This is a genomic window from Paraliobacillus salinarum (genome assembly GCF_014083865.1).
GTDB classification, from domain to species: domain Bacteria; phylum Bacillota; class Bacilli; order Bacillales; family Amphibacillaceae; genus Paraliobacillus; species Paraliobacillus salinarum.
This window is the reverse complement of the sequence record NZ_JACEFA010000002.1, coordinates 132667-154050: the sequence shown is the minus strand read 5'-3', so window position 1 is coordinate 154050 and position 21384 is coordinate 132667. Positions and strand designations below refer to the sequence as shown.

19 protein-coding genes are annotated in these 21384 nt (G+C 36.0%); 18 read left to right on the top strand and 1 reads right to left on the bottom strand.

The annotated features are described in order from the left end of the window. Positions 1–9 precede the first annotated feature (9 nt). The 12 genes from HP569_RS03520 to HP569_RS03465 all read left to right on the top strand — a co-directional run bounded on the left by HP569_RS03520 (position 10) and on the right by HP569_RS03465 (position 11466). Positions 10–1173 carry an AgaS family sugar isomerase gene (locus HP569_RS03520; RefSeq protein WP_182199767.1) on the top strand — a complete coding sequence of 388 codons (1164 nt, stop codon included), beginning with the start codon at positions 10–12 and terminating at the stop codon, positions 1171–1173. Between the two features lie 48 nt (positions 1174–1221). Further along, positions 1222–1701, top strand: coding sequence for a PTS N-acetylgalactosamine transporter subunit IIB (agaV, locus tag HP569_RS03515; RefSeq protein WP_182199766.1), 480 nt, complete (start codon positions 1222–1224; stop codon positions 1699–1701). Positions 1702–1749: 48 nt separating this feature from the next. After that, positions 1750–2535 carry a PTS N-acetylgalactosamine transporter subunit IIC gene (gene agaW / locus HP569_RS03510; RefSeq protein ID WP_182199765.1) on the top strand — a complete coding sequence of 262 codons (786 nt, stop codon included), beginning with the start codon at positions 1750–1752 and terminating at the stop codon, positions 2533–2535. Then, entirely contained in the window at positions 2525–3379 is an 855-nt protein-coding gene (locus HP569_RS03505; RefSeq protein WP_182199764.1) for a PTS system mannose/fructose/sorbose family transporter subunit IID, read from the top strand. The genes agaW and HP569_RS03505 overlap by 11 nt, the downstream gene beginning before the upstream one ends. A gap of 216 nt (positions 3380–3595) precedes the next feature. Beyond that, positions 3596–4591, top strand: a complete 996-nt coding sequence (lacD, locus tag HP569_RS03500) for a tagatose-bisphosphate aldolase (protein ID WP_182199763.1) — start codon at positions 3596–3598, stop codon at positions 4589–4591. A 275-nt stretch (positions 4592–4866) separates the two neighbouring features. Beyond that, positions 4867–5925, top strand: coding sequence for an SIS domain-containing protein (locus HP569_RS03495; RefSeq protein WP_182199762.1), 1059 nt, complete (start codon positions 4867–4869; stop codon positions 5923–5925). Between the two features lie 17 nt (positions 5926–5942). Then, positions 5943–6368: a PTS sugar transporter subunit IIA gene (locus tag HP569_RS03490; RefSeq protein ID WP_182199761.1), complete on the top strand. Its 426-nt coding sequence runs from the start codon at positions 5943–5945 to the stop codon at positions 6366–6368. 24 nt (positions 6369–6392) lie between these two features. Continuing rightward, complete coding sequence (locus HP569_RS03485) at positions 6393–6878, top strand: PTS sugar transporter subunit IIB (RefSeq protein ID WP_182199760.1); 486 nt, start codon at positions 6393–6395, stop codon at positions 6876–6878. Positions 6879–6902: 24 nt separating this feature from the next. Continuing rightward, a complete protein-coding gene (locus tag HP569_RS03480; protein ID WP_182199759.1) occupies positions 6903–7682 on the top strand; it encodes a PTS mannose/fructose/sorbose/N-acetylgalactosamine transporter subunit IIC in 780 nt (259 codons plus the stop codon). Next, the gene (locus HP569_RS03475) at positions 7675–8493 is read left to right on the top strand and encodes a PTS system mannose/fructose/sorbose family transporter subunit IID (RefSeq protein WP_182199758.1); all 819 of its coding nucleotides are present in this window, start codon (positions 7675–7677) and stop codon (positions 8491–8493) included. The genes HP569_RS03480 and HP569_RS03475 overlap by 8 nt, the downstream gene beginning before the upstream one ends. A gap of 191 nt (positions 8494–8684) precedes the next feature. Further along, positions 8685–10604 carry a BglG family transcription antiterminator gene (locus HP569_RS03470; RefSeq protein WP_182199757.1) on the top strand — a complete coding sequence of 640 codons (1920 nt, stop codon included), beginning with the start codon at positions 8685–8687 and terminating at the stop codon, positions 10602–10604. A 25-nt stretch (positions 10605–10629) separates the two neighbouring features. After that, positions 10630–11466: a YitT family protein gene (locus HP569_RS03465; RefSeq protein ID WP_182199756.1), complete on the top strand. Its 837-nt coding sequence runs from the start codon at positions 10630–10632 to the stop codon at positions 11464–11466. A gap of 54 nt (positions 11467–11520) precedes the next feature. On the opposite strand, the gene HP569_RS03460 is transcribed toward HP569_RS03465, so the two are convergent. Then, complete coding sequence (locus tag HP569_RS03460) at positions 11521–12051, bottom strand: sigma-70 family RNA polymerase sigma factor (RefSeq protein WP_182199755.1); 531 nt, start codon at positions 12049–12051, stop codon at positions 11521–11523. A 282-nt stretch (positions 12052–12333) separates the two neighbouring features. On the opposite strand from HP569_RS03460, the gene HP569_RS03455 reads away from it, so the two are divergent. The 6 genes from HP569_RS03455 to HP569_RS03430 all read left to right on the top strand — a co-directional run bounded on the left by HP569_RS03455 (position 12334) and on the right by HP569_RS03430 (position 21285). Next, positions 12334–12894, top strand: a complete 561-nt coding sequence (locus HP569_RS03455; RefSeq protein ID WP_182199754.1) for a DUF4256 domain-containing protein — start codon at positions 12334–12336, stop codon at positions 12892–12894. Between the two features lie 79 nt (positions 12895–12973). Further along, positions 12974–14092 carry an SGNH/GDSL hydrolase family protein gene (locus HP569_RS03450; protein ID WP_182199753.1) on the top strand — a complete coding sequence of 373 codons (1119 nt, stop codon included), beginning with the start codon at positions 12974–12976 and terminating at the stop codon, positions 14090–14092. A gap of 341 nt (positions 14093–14433) precedes the next feature. Next, a complete protein-coding gene (locus tag HP569_RS03445) occupies positions 14434–16626 on the top strand; it encodes a glycoside hydrolase family 84 protein (protein WP_246366905.1) in 2193 nt (730 codons plus the stop codon). Between the two features lie 156 nt (positions 16627–16782). Further along, a complete protein-coding gene (locus HP569_RS03440) occupies positions 16783–19365 on the top strand; it encodes a glycoside hydrolase family 84 protein (RefSeq protein WP_182199752.1) in 2583 nt (860 codons plus the stop codon). A gap of 304 nt (positions 19366–19669) precedes the next feature. Further along, a complete protein-coding gene (locus HP569_RS03435) occupies positions 19670–20431 on the top strand; it encodes a transposase (RefSeq protein WP_182199751.1) in 762 nt (253 codons plus the stop codon). Between the two features lie 374 nt (positions 20432–20805). Next, entirely contained in the window at positions 20806–21285 is a 480-nt protein-coding gene (locus tag HP569_RS03430; protein ID WP_182199750.1) for a PTS sugar transporter subunit IIA, read from the top strand. Positions 21286–21384: the final 99 nt, after the last annotated feature.

Genomic DNA, 21384 nt, shown 5'->3' with positions numbered 1-21384 from the left:
GAGGTTACTATGTATAATTTTTCTGAAGACAAATTAAAATCAATTGGAGCTACGATCACAACAGCAGAGATTAAACAGCAACCAGATTTGTGGAAAGAAGCCTATACAAGTTATTTAGACAAGAAGGAAAGCATTCGAAATTATTTGAGTGAGATTGGAAAGAAACACGAAAGAATTCGAGTTATTTTTACTGGAGCTGGAACATCAGCTTATGTAGGAGATACGATTCTTGCGCATATAAAAGAAAAGAATGATGAGAGTAAGTGGGATTTTCTTAGCATTCCGACAACAACATTAGTTTCTAATCCGTATCAATTTTTAAAACAAGACATACCAACTATATTAGTATCTTTTGCTAGAAGTGGAAATAGTCCCGAAAGTGTTGCTTCAGTAGAATTAGCAAAGAAAATTGTAAGCGATTTCTATCAAATCACCATTACTTGTGCACCAGATGGAAAGCTAGCTAAAAGTGTAGTTGGTGATGATAAAAATCTACTGCTTCTAATGCCGGAGAAATCAAATGATCAAGGGTTTGCGATGACTGGTAGTTATAGCTGTATGACATTAACAGCGCTTTTAGCTTTCGATCATTTAACAGATGAAGAAGAGAAGCATCTTGTGAACATGATTAGCGATATGGGTGAAAGCGTGATCGAACGCGAAGAAGAAATTCAGCGTGTGATTGACTTGCAGTTTGATAGGATTATCTATTTAGGCTCTGGGAGCTTAGAAGGATTATCTAGAGAGGCCCAGCTTAAAGTATTAGAGCTAACTGCTGGTAAGACGGCAACGAATTCAGATTCATCACTTGGTTTCCGTCACGGACCAAAATCGTTTGTTAATGAGAATACGTTAGCGTTTGTTTTCGTATCAAATAACAACTATACAAGGAAATATGACATCGATATGTTAAATGAATTAAAGCAAGACGGTACTGCTAGACATATTTGTGCGATTAGTGTTGAGGGAGAAGAGAACTATTCAGGTGATGCTTTTACTTTTGACCAAAAGGCTGAAGACGTACCAGATGCTTATCTTGCTCTACCTTATGTCATGTTTGCACAGACGGTTTCGTTGTTATCTTCTGTGAAAGTTGGGAATACGCCAGATACACCATCACCAACCGGGACAGTGAATCGAGTGGTAAAAGGTGTAACGATTTATCCATATTAAGAATAAATGCACCATTTAATAAATTAAAAATTATAAGGAGTGATTGTTATGGGAACACCAAATATTTTACTAACAAGAATTGATAATCGTTTAATACATGGGCAAGTAGGAATGACATGGACGAACACGCTAGGTGCGAACTTAGTTGTTGTGGCCAATGATGCCGTTGCAGAGGATGAAGTGCAACAAAACTTGATGGATATGGTTCTTCCAGACACAGCACAAAGCCGATTTTTCACAATTGAGAAGACCATCCGTATTATCGAAAAAGCAGCTCCGCGTCAAAAGATTCTCTTAGTAGTAAAAACACCACAAGACGCGTTAAAACTAGTTGAAGGAGGGGTGCCTATAAAAGAAATCAATGTCGGTAACATTCATTTTGCTGAAGGAAAGAAACAAATTTCACCAACTGTTTCACTAGATGAAAAGGATATTGAGACATTTAAAAAGTTAAATGAACTAGGGATTAAATTAGAAGTTAGAGGAATTCCGAATGAAAGTGGCTTCGATTTAATGACGAAAATTTAATATCTGATGAATTTTAGTGAAATGGTAAAAAAGCGAGGAGGATAAAACATGTTAATGGAGGCATTACTCATTGGTCTTTGGGCAGGTATTGCTGGAATTGACCAATTTAACGGCTTGACGCACTTACACCGTCCAATCGTTGCGGGTGCTGTCATTGGTTTAATACTCGGTGACTTACAAACAGGTCTTATCGCAGGTGCTACATTAGAATTAGTTTGGGCTGGAATGGTACCTCTAGCAGGTGCACAGCCACCGAACGTTGTTATAGGTGGGGTTATTGGTACTGCATTTGCCATATTAGTTGGCGAATCACCTCAGACAGCGGTTGGGATTGCTGTTCCTTTCGCAGTAGCTGCACAAGCACTTATTACGCTATTATTTACGGCTTATTCCCCGATCATGCATAAGATGGATACCTATGCATTAAAAGGGAACACAAAGTCAATTGATAAACTGAACTATTTAGGACCGGCTTTACTATTTGTTTTCTTCTTTACTATTTCTTTCTTACCAATTTATTTTGGTGCAGAAAAAGCAGCAGAAGTTGTTGGCATCATGCCAGAATGGATCATTAACGGGCTTACAGTTGCTGGTGGTATTATGCCTGCTGTTGGTTTCGCAATGTTAATGAAAATTATGTTTAAGTGGACATACGCTCCGTTTTTCGCAATTGGTTTTGTTGCGGTAGCTTACCTGCAACTTCCAATCTTAGCAGTGGCAATTATTGCTGTAGCGATTGCAGCTTATGATTTCTTTGGTGGCGGTGGAACTCCTAAAGTACAAACGGCTAATCAAGGGCCGGCAGATGAGGAGGATTATTCTGATGGGATCTAAAGAACAAGAGTTGATTAACAAAGAAGATTATATTAGAGATGATTACAATGATCCAACTGTTGAGAAGGTACTTACGAAGAAAGATTTAAATCGTATGGTATGGCGTTCATTATTTTTACAAGCTTCTTTTAACTATGAAAGAATGCAAGCTGGTGGTTGGCTTTACAGTATTCTACCTGGTTTGAAGAAGATTCATAAGGATAAAGATGACCTTAAGGTTGCAATGTTAGACCATATGCAATTTTTCAATACACACCCATTCCTTATTACGTTTGTTCAATCTATCATTCTAGCAATGGAAGAAGGAAAAGAGAATCGAAGTGCGATTCGAGGAATTAAAGTTGCACTAATGGGGCCTTTAGGTGGTATTGGTGATGCATTGTTCTGGTTAACGCTCCTTCCGATCACTGGTGGTATAGCCGCCTCGCTCGCCTCCGATGGTAATGTCATGGGGCCGGTATTGTTCTTACTCGCTTTTAACGCTGTGCACTTTGGTTTGAGATTTTTCTTAATGCATTACGGATACAAGCAAGGTACAGCTGCAATTAGTTCACTTAAAGAGGGAACACAGAAAATCTCTCGTGCTGCTTCGATTGTAGGGATAGCTGTAGTAGGTGCCTTGATTGCTTCATATGTAAACTTCAAGCTTGATTGGACGATCCAAGCTGGTGAAATTCCAGTAAACATTCAAGAAGAAGTATTAGATTCTATCATGCCAGCATTACTACCATTGTTATATACTGTTTTCTGTTATTGGTTACTTAAAAAAGGTAGATCACCATTAACGTTAATTGGTATTACTGTAGCATTAGGTATTGTTGGTAGCTTGGTAGGTATTCTATAAGTTTTCTTTTAGGTAAAATTTTTGGGAAGCCTTATTGGTTATGTGTTTGATGCCCAAGATTTGATGATTATTTCCTGAGAGGGATTTGGTTTAAAATGAAAAAGCGACTTTCTAATATGAGAAATGTCGCTTTTTCTATACTTGAGAAGTAGTAGGGATTTTGCAAGGATATTTTTTAGGAAAAGAAGTAAATCTAACTAACAGGAGATGCTAATAATGCACAAAATATCAGAAGAAAAATTCAATGCACTAACACGCTTATCAGATGAAAAAGGAGTTATTGGCGCGCTAGCAATTGATCAGAGGGGTTCGTTGAAGAAAATGATTAGTGAGGGTAGTGGTAAAGAAGATGATCAAGGAATCGTCCGATTTAAAGAATTGATCTCTGAAGAATTAACACCATATGCCACCTCTATTTTGCTAGATCCTGAGTATGGATTACCGGCTAGTAAGGTTCGAGATCAAGAAGCCGGTTTGTTATTGGCTTATGAAAAAACAGGATATGATGCGACACAACCTGGTCGTTTGCCAGATTTGTTAGAGGAATGGTCTGTGAAACGAATTAAAGAAGCTGGTGCAGATGCGGTTAAATTTTTGTTATATTATGATGTAGATGAAGATGAAACAGTTAATACATTTAAACATGTATACATGGAACGAGTCGGTTCTGAGTGTATGGCAGAGGATATTCCTTTTTTCTTAGAAATAGTTACGTACGATGCGACGATTAGTGATGCCAAAGGTGAAGAATTTGCTAAGGTGAAGCCGCATAAAGTCAACAAAGCAATGGCGGAATTTTCTAAACCACAATATAACGTAGATGTTTTGAAGGTAGAAGTACCTGTTAACATGAATTATGTGGAAGGCTATGCATCAGATGAGTCAGAAGTGGTGTACACAAAAGAGCAAGCAGCAGACTATTTTAAAGAACAGAGTCAAGCGACACATTTACCATTTATTTTCTTGAGTGCTGGAGTTAGTGCGCAACTATTCCAGGATACGTTGACTTTTGCAGCTGAAGCGGGTTCTACGTTTAATGGTGTGCTATGTGGACGCGCAACATGGAAAGATAGTGTGTCAGTTTTTGCGGTGGACGGTGAAAATCCAGCACGCAAATGGCTGGAGGATTCAGGGAGAAGAAATATTGCAGACTTAAATTTGGTGATCAACCAAACTGCAAAGTCATGGCATGATAAAATAACAAAAAAATAAAGTTTTGGATTTTTAAGTGGTGGAAGTTTGAATGAAAAAAGGTAGAAGTTTGAGTGAAGTTTATGGCGTTTATCCAATGGCTGGACAGTTGGATAAACGCTTTTTATTTTGGTTTATTAATATATTTTTGTCTATTCTAAAGTAATAATACTACCTGTTAAATCTTAGAATTTTCTAATTATATATTTTTGCATCATTATTCGTGCAAAATCAAATATGGATAAAAACCATCGATGACTTTATTATGGGGTTATAAACATCAAGGGAGTGGTTTAATGAGTATGATGGATACGATTGAACGTATTCCTGTTCAATTAAAGAAAATCATAAGTAACAAAGACACATTTGAGAATAAACTTTTAGATTGCTTAGGCCCGAATAATTCGTATAAAAAGATTGTAATCATTGCATCTGGTACCTCTTATAATGCAGCATTTACAACAAAACATTTTGCTGAAAATGTAATCGGTTTCCCAGTAGAAATTGTATACCCTAATATATTTGTGAACTATTACAATCACGACTTATTGTGTAATGAAAATTTGTATATTTTTATTTCGCAAGGTGGCAAAACAAAGCTTGTCTATGATGCATTAAAGTTAGTTAAATCAAAAGGTTTTACAACGGTATCACTAACCGAGTCTTTAGATACACCGATAGCAAATGAAGCGAATATTTCTTTTGAAATTGGATCAGATAATGAGGAGTATATTTATAGAACTTTAGGTTATTCTGCAACGTGTGCAACACTATATTGGATGTTTATTTACATGGCTCGTTTAAATGAAAAAATTTCAGATTATGATGTAGAAGCTTATACAGCTGATTTTACAGCAATGGTGAATAATCTACCTATCATCACTGAACGTACTTTGGAATGGTATAACAAACATAAATATCAACTTATGAGGAAATCAAACTTCTTATTTGCTGGAACAAATGATTTGTGGCCAGTCGCACAAGAAGCAGATATAAAATTTATGGAGATGTTACCTGTTTTCACAAATAGCTTTGAATTAGAGGAATTAATCCATGGCCCACAAAATGCTTTTGATAGCACAATGGGGTATTTCATACTAAGTAGAGCTGGTGAGGATGATGAGAAGGCAAGTAGAATAGCTACTTTTATAACTAAAGAGATTTCACCTTGTTATGTGATAGGAGATACATCTGAAGCTGATTTCCACATCCAATCAATGAGTAAATCTTTCCATACATTAGAATACATTGCTTTTTTTCAAGTTTTGGCTTATAAATTAGCAGATGCTAAGGGGAGAGATCTAGCAAGAGGTATTTACCCGCAAGTGACAGATTATATTAATAAAACATTGTAGATAAGGTAGGTTATGTTATGAAGAAAATTTTAGTAGCAACACATGAAAAATTTGCAGAAGGGATTGTTTCGACAGCAAATTTAATTTTAGGAAAACAAGAAAACTTGAGTTTTATTAATGCCTATACAGATGAAATACCTTTTAACGAAAAATTAGAAGCTTTTATTTCTACAGTCGATGAAAAAGATACATTAATTGTTTTTACTGATATTTTTGGCGGTAGTGTAAATCAAACTGCACTTGGTTATTTAAATAGAAAGAATGTTTATCTTATTTCTGGTATAAACCTTCCACTTTTATTAGAAGTGGTTATGTTAAGTGAAGAGCAAGTGAACGAAGCTAAACTAAAAGAGGTTGTGCATGCTTCGAAAGAACAAATTATTTTTGCTAATAATGAAATAAACAAAAATAATGAAAGCTCAGATGATGATTTTGATCTTTAAACAAAAACAAGGAGGAAATAGACAATGATTGTAAAACTGAGAATTGATGATCGTTTATTACATGGACAAGTTGCTTATAGTTGGAGATCTGCTTTATCTTATGAAGCAATCGTAATTGCTGATAATAATGCGGCGAATGATGAAATACGAAAAATGGCACTTAAAACAAGTAATCCGGATGGAGTTCGATTAGCTATTCGTACTGTTGATGAAGCAGCAAAGTTAGTAGAGAATCCAAAGCTTCAATCTATGAAGGTATTTGTGATTTGTTCTAATCCTAAATCAGCATATGAGTTGCTGGAACAAATTCAAGAAGAGCCTGTTTTGAATGTAGGGGGCATGCAAAAGTATGATGATAAAGTATTATTTTCTCCTGCTGTATATGTATCAAAAGAAGATATTGAATATTTAGATAAAATTCAAGATAAGGGAATTGAAATTGAGGTTCGCCAGGTTCCTAATGAAAATGCTAAAAACTATAATGATTTGAAAAATAAATTATCTTTCTAAATTGGAAATGGAGGGAAAAAGTCTATGCAAATAGCAATTATTGTTGGGTTAATTTTAGCAATTCTTTGGTTTATTGAGAAAATGCTAGGTACACCTATGGTTATTCGACCAATTGTTGTATCTACAATTATCGGGGCAGTGCTAGGAGATTTACAAACAGGTATTCTAGTAGGTGCAACATTAGAACTTGTATTTATGGGATTTATTCAAGTAGGTGGTGCTGTTCCACCAGATGTTCTAGTAGGTGCAGGACTAGGTACAACGTTTGCTATTATGAGTGGAAATGGAGCAGACGTGGCTTTGGCTTTGGCTTTACCAATTGCATTACTCGCGCAATCATTAAAAGTTATTGTATTTATCGTAAGAAGTTGGTTTATGGACTTTGCAATGAGGCTTGCTAAAGAAGCGAATATTAAAGGACTGATAACTCTAAATATAGCGGGTCTTTTACTACAATCCGCTATGTACTTTCTTGTTGCTTTTGTTGCTATTTTATTTGGTTCAACAGCGGTTGAGGCTTTTGTTAACAATATCCCAGAAGCGATTAAAAATGGATTAGAAGTAGCTGGAGGATTATTACCAGCTGTTGGATTTGCATTATTATTGTTACCGATGATGAATAAAAACAATATTCTCTATTTCTTGCTTGGTTTCGCATTATTTGCTTATTTAAATCTACCAGTTTTGGGTATTACATTATTCGGTGTAGTTCTTGCATTTATTATTGTGTTTGAAATGAAGGGAAAACAAGGAGAAGTTACAGAAACAAATACAACAGATGAGGAGGACTTATTCGATGTCTGAGAAAAAGAAATTGAACAAAGATGAAAAGAAACTAATGCGTGAAATATTTTGGAATTCTTTTATGCTAGAAGCTTCTTATAATTATGAAAGACAGCAAGCACTTGGTTTCTCTATTGGTATGTGGCCGGCAATTAAGCGGTATTATAAAACGAAGAATGAACAAGCAGAAGCATTAGAGCGTCACATGGCTATATTTAATACGACTCCGCATGTGGTAACGACCATTACTGGAGTAGCTACAGCGCTTGAAAAAGAGGCAAGTGAAAATCCTAATTTTGATAAAAGTATTATTAATAATGTAAAGATTGGTTTGATGGGTCCATTTGCTGGTATTGGTGATTCATTATTTTGGGGAACATTAAGAATTATCTCAGTTGGTATTGGATTGTCATTAGCGCAACAAGGTAGTATTTTAGGACCTATTTTATTCTTATTATTATTTAATGTTCCTCATATGCTTACCCGTTATTATGGTGGGGTGTTTGGCTATAAGTTTGGGACATCACTTATGGGTAAAGCAAGTAGTTCTGGAATAATGCAAAAAATTTCTAAAGGTGCAACGATTGTGGGATTGATGGTAATTGGAGCAATGTCTGCATCGATGGTAAAATTACAATCTGCGTTAGTATTTACTGTTGGAGAAGAAAAGCTTCCAATGCAGGATTATATAGATCAAATTTTCCCTTTACTGTTACCATTACTTTATACACTATTTATGTTTTATTTATTAAAGAAAGGAAAAAAGCCAACTACTATCTTGTTAATTACTATCGCAATTGGTATTGGTGGGTCATTACTCGGTCTAATTTAATCAATGAGGGGGGCGTTACTCCCTCTTATTATTAAGCGAACTCTTTCAGTGATTAGAGATATTAATCAACGAACAAAAAATAAAAAAGCAAATTTAACAACTATTATGGCTAAGACTTGACTGGCTGTGAACCTGCGATAAAATAACTATAATCAGATGATTACAGTTATTTTTTTTAGGAGGCGATACTTATGTTAGATTTGAATAGAAGACAATTACTAATTTTAAACGAGTTGCAGGAAAAAGAAACGACGACTGCTGCAAATCTTGCATTAGTTGTAGAAGCTTCCGTACGTACTGTTAAAAATGATATATCAATATTGAAGAAAAAGCTTAAAAGTAAAGGAATAGAAATAAAATCAAGTTCGAATAAAGGGTATACATTAAGCTATAAGGATGAGAGCGCCAAACAATACTTAATAAAAGGGTTGGCAACCATAGATATTAAACGATTGAATTTGTTTAAGCGAAATAATTATGAACGAATTTTTTATATTATTAGGGCGTTATTACTAAGCAAAGATTATATTAAATTAGATCATTTGGCAGAACAAATGTTTATTAGCCGTTCTACATTAAATCAAGATATGCCAGAAGTAAAGCGTGTTTTATCTAATTATCAATTGCATCTATCCTCTAAAGCTAATTATGGAATTACAATAACGGGAAATGAGCTAGATAAACGTATTTGTTTTGCGGAGTATTTTTTTCATAATAAAATGACGTTTGATAATAGTATTGAATTGGAAGAGAAATTATATGAACTAAAACACACGATCATTCCTTTTGTTGAAGACTTATTGCGTAATATTTGCGAACAGAATAAAATTTCTTTGTCAGATTTTTCTTTAAAGAATATAGCTATTCACGTGTTGATTTCAATTTTCAGGAGTAAATCTGGGCACACAATACAAATTACACAAGAATATGAAGATGAAGTTAATCAGGTATATTCAACGATTTATCGTACAAGTAAAAAACTATGTGATACAATTAATCAAGTATTTAAAACGAATCTTACTAAAAATGATATCTATTATATTTCAATGCATTTGGAGAGTAAACAACTTCTCCAGTCTATTGATGCCAAACCTAGTGTATTAGAAGAAGTGAATCAAGTTTTGCAACATGTGTATTTGGAAATTAAAAATAATTTTGATATTGATATTTCTAATGACCCCACGCTTAACAAATATCTTCCATTACATATGCTTCAAATGATAAGAAGAATAAAGCATCGAATTGTTTTAAGAAATCCAGTTGTGCATGAAAATCTTCAAAAATATCTCTTTGCTACAAAGGTAACTGTTTCTGCGGTTAAGGTAATCGAAGACTATTATCACATTAATATATCTTTAGATGAATTCGGATATTTAGTTCTTTATTTTAATGTAGCTTTACGTAATTTAAGGAAAAGAAGAAAGATAACCATTTGTTTGATTAGTGGACGTGGTCGTGCAGAAACGATTATGTATATTAATGAATTAAAGGAAAATTTCCCTGAAAAAAATTTTCAATTGATTAATTATGACTTTTTAGATGAAGCAATGGAGCAAATGGATCATATAGATGTGTTGGTGTCTTCATATAAACACAGACTACCAAGCTCTATTCATCAAGTTGCAATTGAAAAAGGAAATTACATTGAGCAAATTAAACAATTTGTAAGTAGACTGGATCTCTTTCAACTAGACGTAGAAAAATATTTTAAACCTACTTATGCTAATTTTTATTTAGAAGGCACAGATAAACAGAGTATCTTACAAAATATAGTGCATGAATTGCAAGCCTTAGGAATTATTGAAGAAAAAATGATAACGAAGATGCCCTTTATTTCCCACGAAATAGGTAATAACATCGTTCATTTACAAGATCTTCATAAGATTTGCAGAAAACCGGTATGTTATATTGCGGTTTTAAAAAAACCAATTATTTGGGATAAGGATATTATTAAAGTGCTATTTCTTATTAAAACAAAACGGGATGGTGATCATCACCTTCCGATTTTAAGTGATATGTTTTCGAAATGGACACAAGATAAAGAAAAAGTTAACCGATTGATTAATCAAAAAAATTATGATTCATTCTTAATCGATCTTCAAAATTATTAGATATAGAAAGACAAGGGATGCATTTATGAAAAAAACAATGGTAGATTTATTATTAATTATTGCCGGGGGAATAATTTTTGCTATAGCGGTCAACTTTTATATGATTCCGAATATGCTCTCTGAAGGTGGAGTTATTGGGATAACGGTAGTCATTCATTATTTATTTGGATGGTCGACGGGACTAGTAAACTTTGTATTAAATGTAATGTTAGTGGCAGTTGGCTATCGTTTTTTTGAGAAAAGGTCGTTTTATTATACGATATTTTCTATTATTACGTCGTCCATTTTTTTATCCGTGACAGAGCAATATGGACGGATGCTGACAGATGATACTTTATTGTCCGCTATCTTCGCCGGGCTGTTAGTAGGGATTGGCTTAGGGCTGATATTCCGTTCGGGTGGCAGTAGTGGTGGATCAACAGTGCTTGCCAGAATAGCGAATGAATATTTAGGAGTTAGTGTGGGAAATGCGATGCTAGTGATAGATATTATTGTTGTGTCTGGTTCCCTTTTTGTGATAGGAATTGATAAAGGAATGTACACGCTGATCTCTGTTTATATTGGGGCGAAGGTGATTGATTTCTTTACGGAGGGCATAGATGAGCGAGTTGCTGTGTTTATTATGTCGAGCTGTTCCGAGGAAATTGCAGAAACAATTATTCATAAAATGTCCCGCGGATTCACTGTTTTAGATGGCTATGGTGGATATACTGGGGATAATAAGAAAGTGCTTTATCTTGTGATCAATAGACAAGAGCTTGCCAAGTTAAAAAAACGAATTCAAGAAATTGATAGTACAGCATATGTTACCGTGCACCATGTTCAAGAAGTCATCAGAAAAGGCTTTAAAGCAATCGTCTAATTATCGGTGGGACGCTTGGTGGGGCGTTGGGGACTGACCCCAGCGCCCCATTTTTCAATTGGTGGGACATTGGGGACTGACCCCAATGTCCCATTTCGTTAGGATTTGCTGGATTTTTGGTTTGGCTAGGCGTGCCCAGTTTTTCACTGTGTTTTCTGTGACGTTTTCTTTTTGGGCAATTTGTTTTATTGTTTGTTGATTGATGATATAGCCGATAAACCACTTCATTTGGTTTTGGGTTAACTTTTGCTCGATCATAGCGAATAAATAAGGATCGAAAGGCAGTTGGTTGTAGCAGACAAGGCTGCTGGTGTCTAAGTAAGATTGATATTTTTCTTTTCGTTTTTGAATTGCCGTTTCTTTTCTTAACAATGTAAAGAATGCTTTCTGAATCGAAAAGTAGGCATAGGTTGAGAATTTCCCTTTTTCTTGATCGTAGGTTTGCCAAGCATGCCATAAAGCAATGCTTCCCTCTTGATAGAACTCTTTGTCCTCATCTCTTATTCCGTATTTATGGAGAAGGTGAAAAATTATTGGTTCAAAATCGTGCAGGAGTTGCTCAAATGATACTTCCTGATTATGCATGAGTTTTCTCATTTCTAACTAAGGGACCCTTGTCTTATTATTCCGTCGGTAAAACTAGCATAAACAATGATCGTTTTTTGCACAGAATCTGAATTTAGCAAAATAGAACTTGAAATTGTAGTAAGTTACAGTGAAAATAGAGAATAGAGTAGTAAAATGGAAAGTTGCGTACTTTTTTTAGAAATTCACACCATAGTGAAACAAGAGCGTTCAGATCTACTTCCATCAAACCATCTGTAAAAAAGCTCACTATTGTTACTTTTGAAAAAAGGGGGATAAAAAATGGTTAATAATAAGAGGTCGGTAGTACAGCATGAAGAATTAATCAAAACTTTACATAATCGTTTCGAGAATAATATGCATAGGCACCCAGGATTGGAATGGAGTAGTGTACGTGTGAAACTAGAAGCAAGTCCGGAAAAAATGCAAATGATACATGAAATGGAGAGAACGGGCGGTGAACCAGATGTGTTGGAGCACAAGGAAGCGGAGAATGAATATATATTCTATGATTGCTCACAAGAAAGTCCTATAGGGCGTAGAAGCATCTGTTATGATCGTGAGGCATTAGAGTCTAGAAAAAAAAATAAGCCGAAAGATAATGTGGTAGATATGGCAATGACTATGGGGATTGAACTTTTGACAGAAGAGCAGTATCGTAAGCTTCAAGCTGTAGAAAAAGTTGATCAAAAAACGTCTAGCTGGATACATACACCTGCAAGTATTAGGGAGCTAGGTGGGGCACTTTTTTGTGATCGACGATATGGGACTGTGTTTGTTTATCACAATAGTGCGGAATCTTACTATGCTGCGAGAGGATTCCGAGGATTGTTACGTGTATAATCGCACAGCCATCGCTAAATAAAAGATTTTTTTAAAAGTATAGTTTAATTGAAATATAAGAAAGAGTGGGGAATTGGTTATGTCTAAAAAAGCGATATTTATTTTTGTTGCAGCTATTATTTTTATTAGTTTCATTGCTTATGCTAGTTTTCAATATAATCAAAAATTAAAATTGATCAGTGAGCAAGCACATAAAAAGATCGATCAAAATATGCAGGTAGATAAAAAGGAAAATCGAGATTTTTATACGAAGCTAGCAAATGAGCGAAAGATTCATTTCATGGTCATTGGTGATCAAGGTGTTGTTGGTGCTGGTGAAAGTGTGGAAGAGGGAGAAGCATGGCAGCAACAAGTGAGTAATCTAATTGAAGAAAATTATAATAATCAAGTGTATCAACATCAAGTTATAAAAGATGAGGCGGATATGTTTGATAATATGCTTATGTATGAGCAAGGGAAAAAGGAAACGCAACAAGATTTAGTGGCAATTGCTTTTGGGGAGTCGGATGTAAATCGTTTGACTGTTGAACAATTTGAAAAAAGCTATGAAACATTGCTAAATCAAGTAATTGCAGACCAACCTGGAGCGGAGATTTTTGCGATTATTGGACGTTCGCTTAGTGAGGAAGAGGAATACGCTCGTGCTATAGTCGAAATTTCTGATCATTACGGGGTTGCTTCTATTGATGTGGAAGAAGTGTTGGAGAACGCTGATGAGTCAATGGAGGAGTTGACGACAGAGGAAGGCAAACTCAATAAAGCTGGAGTTAGTATGTATGCTGAATCAGTAGTGGATGGAATTGTGGGAAATGTGGCTGAGAAAAAAGTTATTGATTACACAAATATTGAGGCACGGGGAGATTTGTATCAAGTTGATGCTTTTCAATCTATTGTTGAGCCAGAGGATTTAGACGGCTTCAAGTTAGTTGGAGAAAGTTATGCATCAAGTACCTCAAACCATTCGATTAGATATGAATTTACTGGAGAACTACTCGCTTTAAATTTAGAAAATGCGGGTGGTTTGATTGAGGTTTATTTAGATGGTGAGTATTTTAAACAATATGATTTAAACGAATTACCACAAGGAGAAATTCACCTGTTAATCACGGATGAATTAGACGAGGAAGATCACACCATACAAATCTTCGTGAGAGAAACAGGAAAAACCATACAACTAAAATCACTCATTACACAATAGAAAATGGGACGCTTGTGGGGCGTTGGGGTCAGACCCCAACGCCCCATTTTTCGTGTTGGAATGGGACATTGGGGTCTGACCCCAATGTCCCAACTCTAATTACCTAGGTGGGTGGTTGGATAGTGAAGGAAATGTATTAATTTATAAAAGTTTATTAAGTTGATAATTCAGAATTTTCAAGGGTTATGCTTCAGTTAACTAAGTTTACTAGTAAAAAAGAGAGATTGACAATGTATTTTAGCTTACATAGAATGAAAGTGTAAAATTGCGTTACATGGAATAAAAAACCAAAGGAGGGAAAGCGTATTAATAATTTAGTTGGTTTATCAAAAAAAATATTGTTGATTTTTTCTGTTGGATTAGTCGTTGTATCTTTATTCACAGGGGTGAAGCAAACATCGGCTAAAGATGAAAACGATGTCAAGATTAATCCTTCTCCACAAGAAATAGAAATAGACGATGAAGGGTTTCCGCTGACACCACGCGTAGGCATCATCGTTGGTGAAAATGCAGATGAACATGCGTTAAATGAACTAGAAGAGGTTTTGAAAGATTCAGATGTTAAGAAAATTGAACATTTCGAACCTGGAGATAAAGTAAATACTCCAGTTACGATTTTTCTAGGCAACCCATCAAACGTTGAAGAGGAAAACGAGATGGAAGATCTATTAGAAGAAGTTGAACTAGAGGATCTAGCAGACGAACTAGAAGATGTAAAAGACGAGGGTTACATCCTTTCGACAGAGGATAAAGAAATCGTTCTAGCTGGGAAGGATGCGACTGGTACTTTTTATGCAGTAAAAACTTTTAAGCAATTGATCCAAGAAAAAGAGGGGAGAAACTGGATTCCAGAAGCAGAAATAAAAGATTGGCCCGAGATGCCCATTCGAGGTTCGATTGAAGGTTTTTATGGCCCGCCTTGGACACATGAAGATCGACTGAACCAAATCGAATTTTACGGTGAAAATAAATTAAACACATATATCTATGCACCGAAAGATGATCCATATCACCGTGAAGACTGGAGAGAACCATATCCGGAAGAAGAATTAGCTAAACTGAAAGAACTGATTGACAAGGCGAATGAAAATCATGTTAAGTTTACTTTTTCTGTCTCGCCAGGGGAAACAATATGTTATTCCGGCGATAAAGATTTCGAATTATTAACAAAGAAGATGGAGAAAATGTGGGACTTAGGTGTAACATCCTACGCTATTTTCTTGGATGATATTAGCCAAGAGTTGAATTGTGAAGCAGACGTTGAAAAATTCGGTGATGATGAAGATCCCGTTGCGGCGGCTCATGCGTATTTATTAAATCGCTTTAACGAGGAATTCATCCAAACACATGAAGGTGCAGAGCGTTTAATTACAGTACCGACTGAATATGCTGGAAACAGTACATCTCTTTATCGTGAGCGTTTTTCTGAATTACTGAATAATGAAACCGTCGTCATGTGGACAGGACCTGATGTAGTGCCAGAAAAGGTGACGGCAGAAGGTGCAGAAGAAGCACACAATGTCTTTAAAAACGACTTGTTGCTTTGGGACAACTATCCTACAAATGATTTCGACCGCAACAGTCTTTTTCTTGGTCCGTTAGTGAAAAGAGATAAGGATTTAACAGAAAATGGTGTGGTTGGAATAACGTCCAATCCAATGAATGAAGCGGAAGCATCTAAAATTCCATTATTCACGATTGCAGATTATGCTTGGAACCCATTTAATTATGATGCGAAAGATGCTTGGAATCGAAGCGTTGAATCATTTGGTGGAGATGCTGCAGAAGCAGTAAAAGCTTTTGCGGAGAATTCGTACTCTTCCCCAATTAATGAAGAGGAATCGTTAACACTAAAACCATTGATAGAGGAATTTTGGCAAATCTATCATTCTAGCGATTCAGATGACTTAGAGGACTTAGATGAAATAGCGAATAAACTATTAAAAGAATTTAAATATTTACAGCAAGTACCTAGTGAATTAAATCAAAAGATGGAAAATGAAAAATTCCTATCAGAAATTGAACCCTATGTAGAAAAGTTGAAACTACTAGGAGAAGCTGGAGAATTAGCCGTGAAAAATTTAATGGCAGCTGATGAGGATGAAAAACAAAAATACGAGGAGTCTATTAAAGCTCTATTACAACAGACAGATGCTATTCCACAAAAAATCGGTGGAGAAGTTATAAGACCATTTATTGCGGAAAGTGTTTGGGGATACAATTTGAAAATAAGAGCGTTAGACGGCACGAATACCTATCGTGGAGCAGATGAATTAATTGTGTACACTCCTGAACATGGTGAAACAACACAATCGAACCCTTATGGCTACGAAGTTACAGTAGAAGATGGTGTTGTTGTAAAAAGAGGAGGAAATAACTCAGCCATCCCTGATAATGGATTTGTTTTGAGTATTCATAACAGTGTTTGGATGGAAAGAAATTGGCTAGATAAATATGCAACGATCGGATCTAAAGTTCGTATTGTTGATGGTCAAGTTCTCATTTCTTCTGCGGAAGATACAGACGAAGATTAAAGAGTAATAAAAATAGCTTATAAATTCAATGTCTACCTGATAACTATAATAAAATCTCAAGCTTGAGTACTTACAGCATTCATTTTTTGTAACAAGTATGCACTGTAAACTTAAGCTTGAGGGTGCAAAACAAACGAAGACTAGAGGAGATGGAGAATGAGTAACATATATGATAATATTCAGAAAAAGATTTTATTTAGCAGTTTAGCTTTATTGGTTTTTGTATCTTTATTCACAGGGGTGAAGCAAACATTGGCAGAAGATGAGAACGATATTACCATTAATCCTTCACCACAAGAAATGGAAATAGATGATGAAGGGTTTCCGTTAACACCACGCGTAGGCATCATCGTTGGTGAAAATGCAGATAAACATGCATTAAATGAACTGGAAGCAGTTTTGAAAGATTCAGATGTTAAGAAAATCGAACATTTCGAGCCTGGGGATAAAGTAAACACTCCAGTTACAATTTTCCTTGGTGTTCCTTCAGACAATGAAGACGATGATGAGATGGAAGAACTGCTAGAAGACGTCGAATTAGATGACCTTGCTGAAGAGCTAGAAGATGTGAAAGACGAAGGTTACATCCTTTCGACTGAAGAAAAAGAAATTGTATTAGCTGGGAAAGATGCTGCGGGTACTTTTTATGCAGTAAAAACTTTTAAGCAATTAATCCAAGAAAAAGAAGGAAGAAACTGGATTCCGGAAGCGGAAATAAAAGATTGGCCAGAGATGCCGATTCGTGGTTCGATCGAAGGCTTTTATGGCCCGCCTTGGACACATGAAGATCGGTTAAATCAGATTGAATTTTACGGTGAAAATAAAATGAACACATATATCTATGCGCCAAAAGATGATCCATACCACCGTGAAGACTGGAGAGAACCATATCCAGAAGAAGAGTTAGCTAAGCTGAAAGAGCTGATTGATAAAGCGAATGAAAATCATGTGAAGTTTACTTTTTCTGTCTCGCCAGGGGAAACAATATGTTATTCCGGTGATAAAGATTTCGAACTGTTAACGAAGAAGATGGAAAAGATGTGGGATTTAGGTGTAACTTCATACGCCATTTTCTTGGATGACATTAGTCAAGAATTGAATTGTGAAGCAGACGTTGAAAAATTTGGTGATGATGAAGAGCCCGTTGCGGCAGCTCATGCATATTTATTGAATCGATTTAACGAAGAATTTATCCAAACGCATGAAGGTGCAGAGCGATTAATTACGGTACCTACAGAATACTCTGGGAATGGCACAACTTTTTATCGTGAGCGTTTTGCTGAGCTGTTAAATCAAGAGACAGTTGTTATGTGGACAGGTTCAAAAGTAGTACCTGAGCAAGTCAAGGCAGAGGGAGCAGAGGAAGCGCATAATGTTTTCAAGCATGACTTATTGTTGTGGGATAACTATCCAACAAATGATTACGATCGCAATAGTCTGTTCCTTGGGCCGTTGGTAAATAGAGATAAAAATTTAACGAAACATGGAGTGGATGGAATAACAGCAAACCCGATGAATGAAGCGGAAGCATCCAAAATACCATTATTCACAATTGCAGATTATTCTTGGAATCCTTTTAACTATGATGCAAAAGATGCTTGGAATCGCAGTATTGAATCATTCGGTGGAGATGCGGTAGAAGCATTAACAGCTTTTGCAGAGAATTCGTACTCTTCTCCAATTAATGAGGAAGAGTCATTAACACTAAATCCATTAATAGAAGACTTTTGGAAAGCGTATGTAACCGATGAGAACGTAGAGAAAAAAGCGTCTGATTTGATTGCGGAGTTTATGTATTTACAAGATGTTCCGAATATTTTAAATGAAAAGATGGAAAACGATCAATTTTTATCCGAAATTAAGCCTTATTTAGAAAAGCTCACAGTGTATGGTGAGGCTGGAGAAGTCGCTGTGAAGTATTTGATGGCAGTGAAAAACGAAGAAGCGGATCAAGCGAGTCAATATAGACAAGAGCTAATACGTTTGTATAATCAGTCCGAGGAAATTCCTCAAAAGATGGGTACAGGTGTCATTAAACCGTTCTTAATTAAGAGCGCATTAGAGTTACCGCCGTTAGAATTGACTTTGCAGCCTTCTATTGATGCATTTAGTCAAGCTTATGCGGAAGGTGATGCGAGTGAAGAAGCGGACAAGCTAATTGAACAATTTGTAGCATTGAAGCAAGTTCCTGAAAAAATAAATGCGGATGTTGATGATCAAGAATTCCTGAAAAGTATTGAGGATTATCTGAATAATGTTAGTGTTTATGGTGAAGCTGGGGAAGTTGCAGTTAACTTTTCGATGGCGGAAAAGCAAGGTGATACAGATAAGGCGAATGAATATAAAGAAAAGTTGAATCAATTAATGATGGAAGCTTATCAAATGCCACAAAAAGTTGGAAATGAAGTGATTAAGCCTTTCTTAATTGATAGTATGTGGAGCGACTTGAATGTTATTGATTATCGTATGTTAGACGGTGTTAATCAACCTCGAGGTGGTGGTGAATTTATTCAGTATACTTCAGAATATGGAGAGCGTACTGGAACAAACCAATGGGGATATGAAGTAACCGTTGTCGATAATCAAGTAGTAAAAGTAGGCGGGAGTAATTCCGTTATCCCTGAGAATGGATATGTGCTAAGTATTCATGCGAATGATTGGCTTAGAGACAACGCAACAATGGGTAAAACCATCCGTATAGAAGATAACGTAGTACTAGTAACCGAACCAACACAATAAATCGAGCGATGGAGTTGACGGTTGTGGGGCACTGGTGTGGGGCGCTGGGGTCAGACCCCAACGCCCCATTTTCGTGTTGTGGTGGGACATTGGGGTCAGTCCCGGATGTCCCATTTTTGTTTTTTAGTCTGGTATGTGGCTTGGGAATTGCTGTTGCTGTTATGTATTTCTCGCCATTCCTTCTAAAAAGGTGTTCAAATTGCAATCTTACACCTTTGACGATAAGCTGAATTTTAATTACATTTAATTTATAAATGTGGGACTCTGGGGACTGACCCCAATGTCCCAAGTAGGAGGGAGATCTATGCCGAGGGGGTTGAGGAGAAAGAGTAGTAGTGGGATTTATCATGTGATGATCAGAGGGATAAATAAGCAAATCATCTTTGAGGAAGATGCTGATCGTTTGCGTTTTTTGGCCATTTTAAACAAGTTTAAAAGCATTAGTGATTATACGGTTTACGGTTATTGTCTGATGGATAATCATGTGCACTTATTAGTAAGAGAGTCTGAAGAAGAATGCTTGTCGAAAGCAATACAGCGTATTAGCTCAAGTTTTGTCAGATGGTACAACGATAAATACGAACGAACAGGACACTTGTTTCAAGGGCGTTTTAGAAGTGAGGTGGTTTTGGATCAACGTGCATTTCTCGCTGTTCTTCGTTACATTCATCAAAACCCCATGAAAGCAGGAATAACCTCAAATGTCTTTACGAGCAAATGGACAAGTATGTCGGAATATCTTTATGGTTCATCACTCGTCTCCACTGAATTAGCCTTCCAATTATTTTCCTCAGATCAACATACCGCTTACCACCTGTTTATTGAATACATGCAGGATTTTAATTTCACACAATATTGTTGTGCGTGCTTTATAGAAACTATTACTGATGCTGATTGTATTCAGTTATTACATGAAATGGGTATCACACATATAAGTGAATTTCAATCCTTGGAAAAACAAGATAGAAACGAGATAATTACCAAATTAAAAGAAACTTACTGTATTCCAGGAAGACAAATATCACGCATAACCGGCATCCCTAAAAGCACCATTTATCGAATTTGAAGTGGGACATTGGGGTCAGACCCCTCCGCCCCAATTGGGACAAAAGGGTCTGACCCCAATGTCCCAACCTCGATGTACCACCAACGCCCATCTTCCAAAATGCATAAAAAAATAAATAAATTGGATATGAGGTATAGACAACTATAAAATTTTATTGTAATATAGGTGTATCGAATCATTCGTAGTTACTTTTTGACTGCGTTTCCATTTGATCAAAATCAACAAATTTTAATTACATATGGACTCACATGTTACTGACTTGATCAGGCATGGAGTGATAAATAGGATTTATTCATCCTTTTATTTCTCCATGCCTTTTTTAATACTTATAAACATGTGGTCATTACAATTGACTTGAAAGGAAGTATGACACCATGCTTAAAAACTTATTTAAAAAATCAGGGTTGGATATATACGCTCCAGCTAGTGGAGAAATTGTAGCTATTGAAGAAGTGCCGGATCCAGTATTTGGTCAAAAAATGATGGGTGAGGGTGTAGCTGTTTTACCAACTGGAGGGAATATTTCTGCACCAGTTGATGGGAAAATTGTTCAAGTTGCTCCAACGAAACACGCGGTTGGTATCCAAACAGAAGATGGAACAGAAATTTTAATCCATGTAGGTTTAGAAACTGTCGCACTTAAGGGAGAAGGTTTTACTTCATTTGTAAATGAAGGCGATGAAGTTTCTGTTGGTCAAAAATTACTAGAGGTGGATTGGGACTTTGTGAAAGAAAATGTGCCGAGCCTTATTACTCCGATTGTAATTACGAATAGTAGTAGTGACAAAGATTATCATGCTTCAGAAGAAAAAACGTGTAAACAAGGCGAAACAGTTGTTTTATCAATAAAATAAGCATTAAAAGTATATTTTGCACATGTTTGGATAATATAGGTCAAGCATGTGCCACCTTTAAGGAGGTGATGACAGGAAAGAAGAGCAGATAAGATTTTC

Bases quoted from the DNA above. Each gene is read 5' to 3' on its own strand.
- HP569_RS03495 (WP_182199762.1), top strand. From the start codon at position 4,867: ATGAGTATGATGGATACGATTGAACGTATTCCTGTTCAATTAAAGAAA.
- HP569_RS03520 (WP_182199767.1), top strand. From the start codon at position 10: ATGTATAATTTTTCTGAAGACAAATTAAAATCAATTGGAGCTACGATC.
- HP569_RS03450 (WP_182199753.1), top strand. From the start codon at position 12,974: ATGTCTAAAAAAGCGATATTTATTTTTGTTGCAGCTATTATTTTTATT.
- HP569_RS03490 (WP_182199761.1), top strand. From the start codon at position 5,943: ATGAAGAAAATTTTAGTAGCAACACATGAAAAATTTGCAGAAGGGATT.
- agaW (WP_182199765.1), top strand. From the start codon at position 1,750: ATGTTAATGGAGGCATTACTCATTGGTCTTTGGGCAGGTATTGCTGGA.
- HP569_RS03470 (WP_182199757.1), top strand. From the start codon at position 8,685: ATGTTAGATTTGAATAGAAGACAATTACTAATTTTAAACGAGTTGCAG.
- HP569_RS03475 (WP_182199758.1), top strand. From the start codon at position 7,675: ATGTCTGAGAAAAAGAAATTGAACAAAGATGAAAAGAAACTAATGCGT.
- HP569_RS03440 (WP_182199752.1), top strand. From the start codon at position 16,783: ATGAGTAACATATATGATAATATTCAGAAAAAGATTTTATTTAGCAGT.
- HP569_RS03435 (WP_182199751.1), top strand. From the start codon at position 19,670: ATGCCGAGGGGGTTGAGGAGAAAGAGTAGTAGTGGGATTTATCATGTG.
- HP569_RS03480 (WP_182199759.1), top strand. From the start codon at position 6,903: ATGCAAATAGCAATTATTGTTGGGTTAATTTTAGCAATTCTTTGGTTT.
- agaV (WP_182199766.1), top strand. From the start codon at position 1,222: ATGGGAACACCAAATATTTTACTAACAAGAATTGATAATCGTTTAATA.
- HP569_RS03460 (WP_182199755.1), bottom strand. From the start codon at position 12,051: ATGCATAATCAGGAAGTATCATTTGAGCAACTCCTGCACGATTTTGAA.
- HP569_RS03455 (WP_182199754.1), top strand. From the start codon at position 12,334: ATGGTTAATAATAAGAGGTCGGTAGTACAGCATGAAGAATTAATCAAA.
- HP569_RS03485 (WP_182199760.1), top strand. From the start codon at position 6,393: ATGATTGTAAAACTGAGAATTGATGATCGTTTATTACATGGACAAGTT.
- lacD (WP_182199763.1), top strand. From the start codon at position 3,596: ATGCACAAAATATCAGAAGAAAAATTCAATGCACTAACACGCTTATCA.
- HP569_RS03430 (WP_182199750.1), top strand. From the start codon at position 20,806: ATGCTTAAAAACTTATTTAAAAAATCAGGGTTGGATATATACGCTCCA.
- HP569_RS03505 (WP_182199764.1), top strand. From the start codon at position 2,525: ATGGGATCTAAAGAACAAGAGTTGATTAACAAAGAAGATTATATTAGA.
- HP569_RS03465 (WP_182199756.1), top strand. From the start codon at position 10,630: ATGAAAAAAACAATGGTAGATTTATTATTAATTATTGCCGGGGGAATA.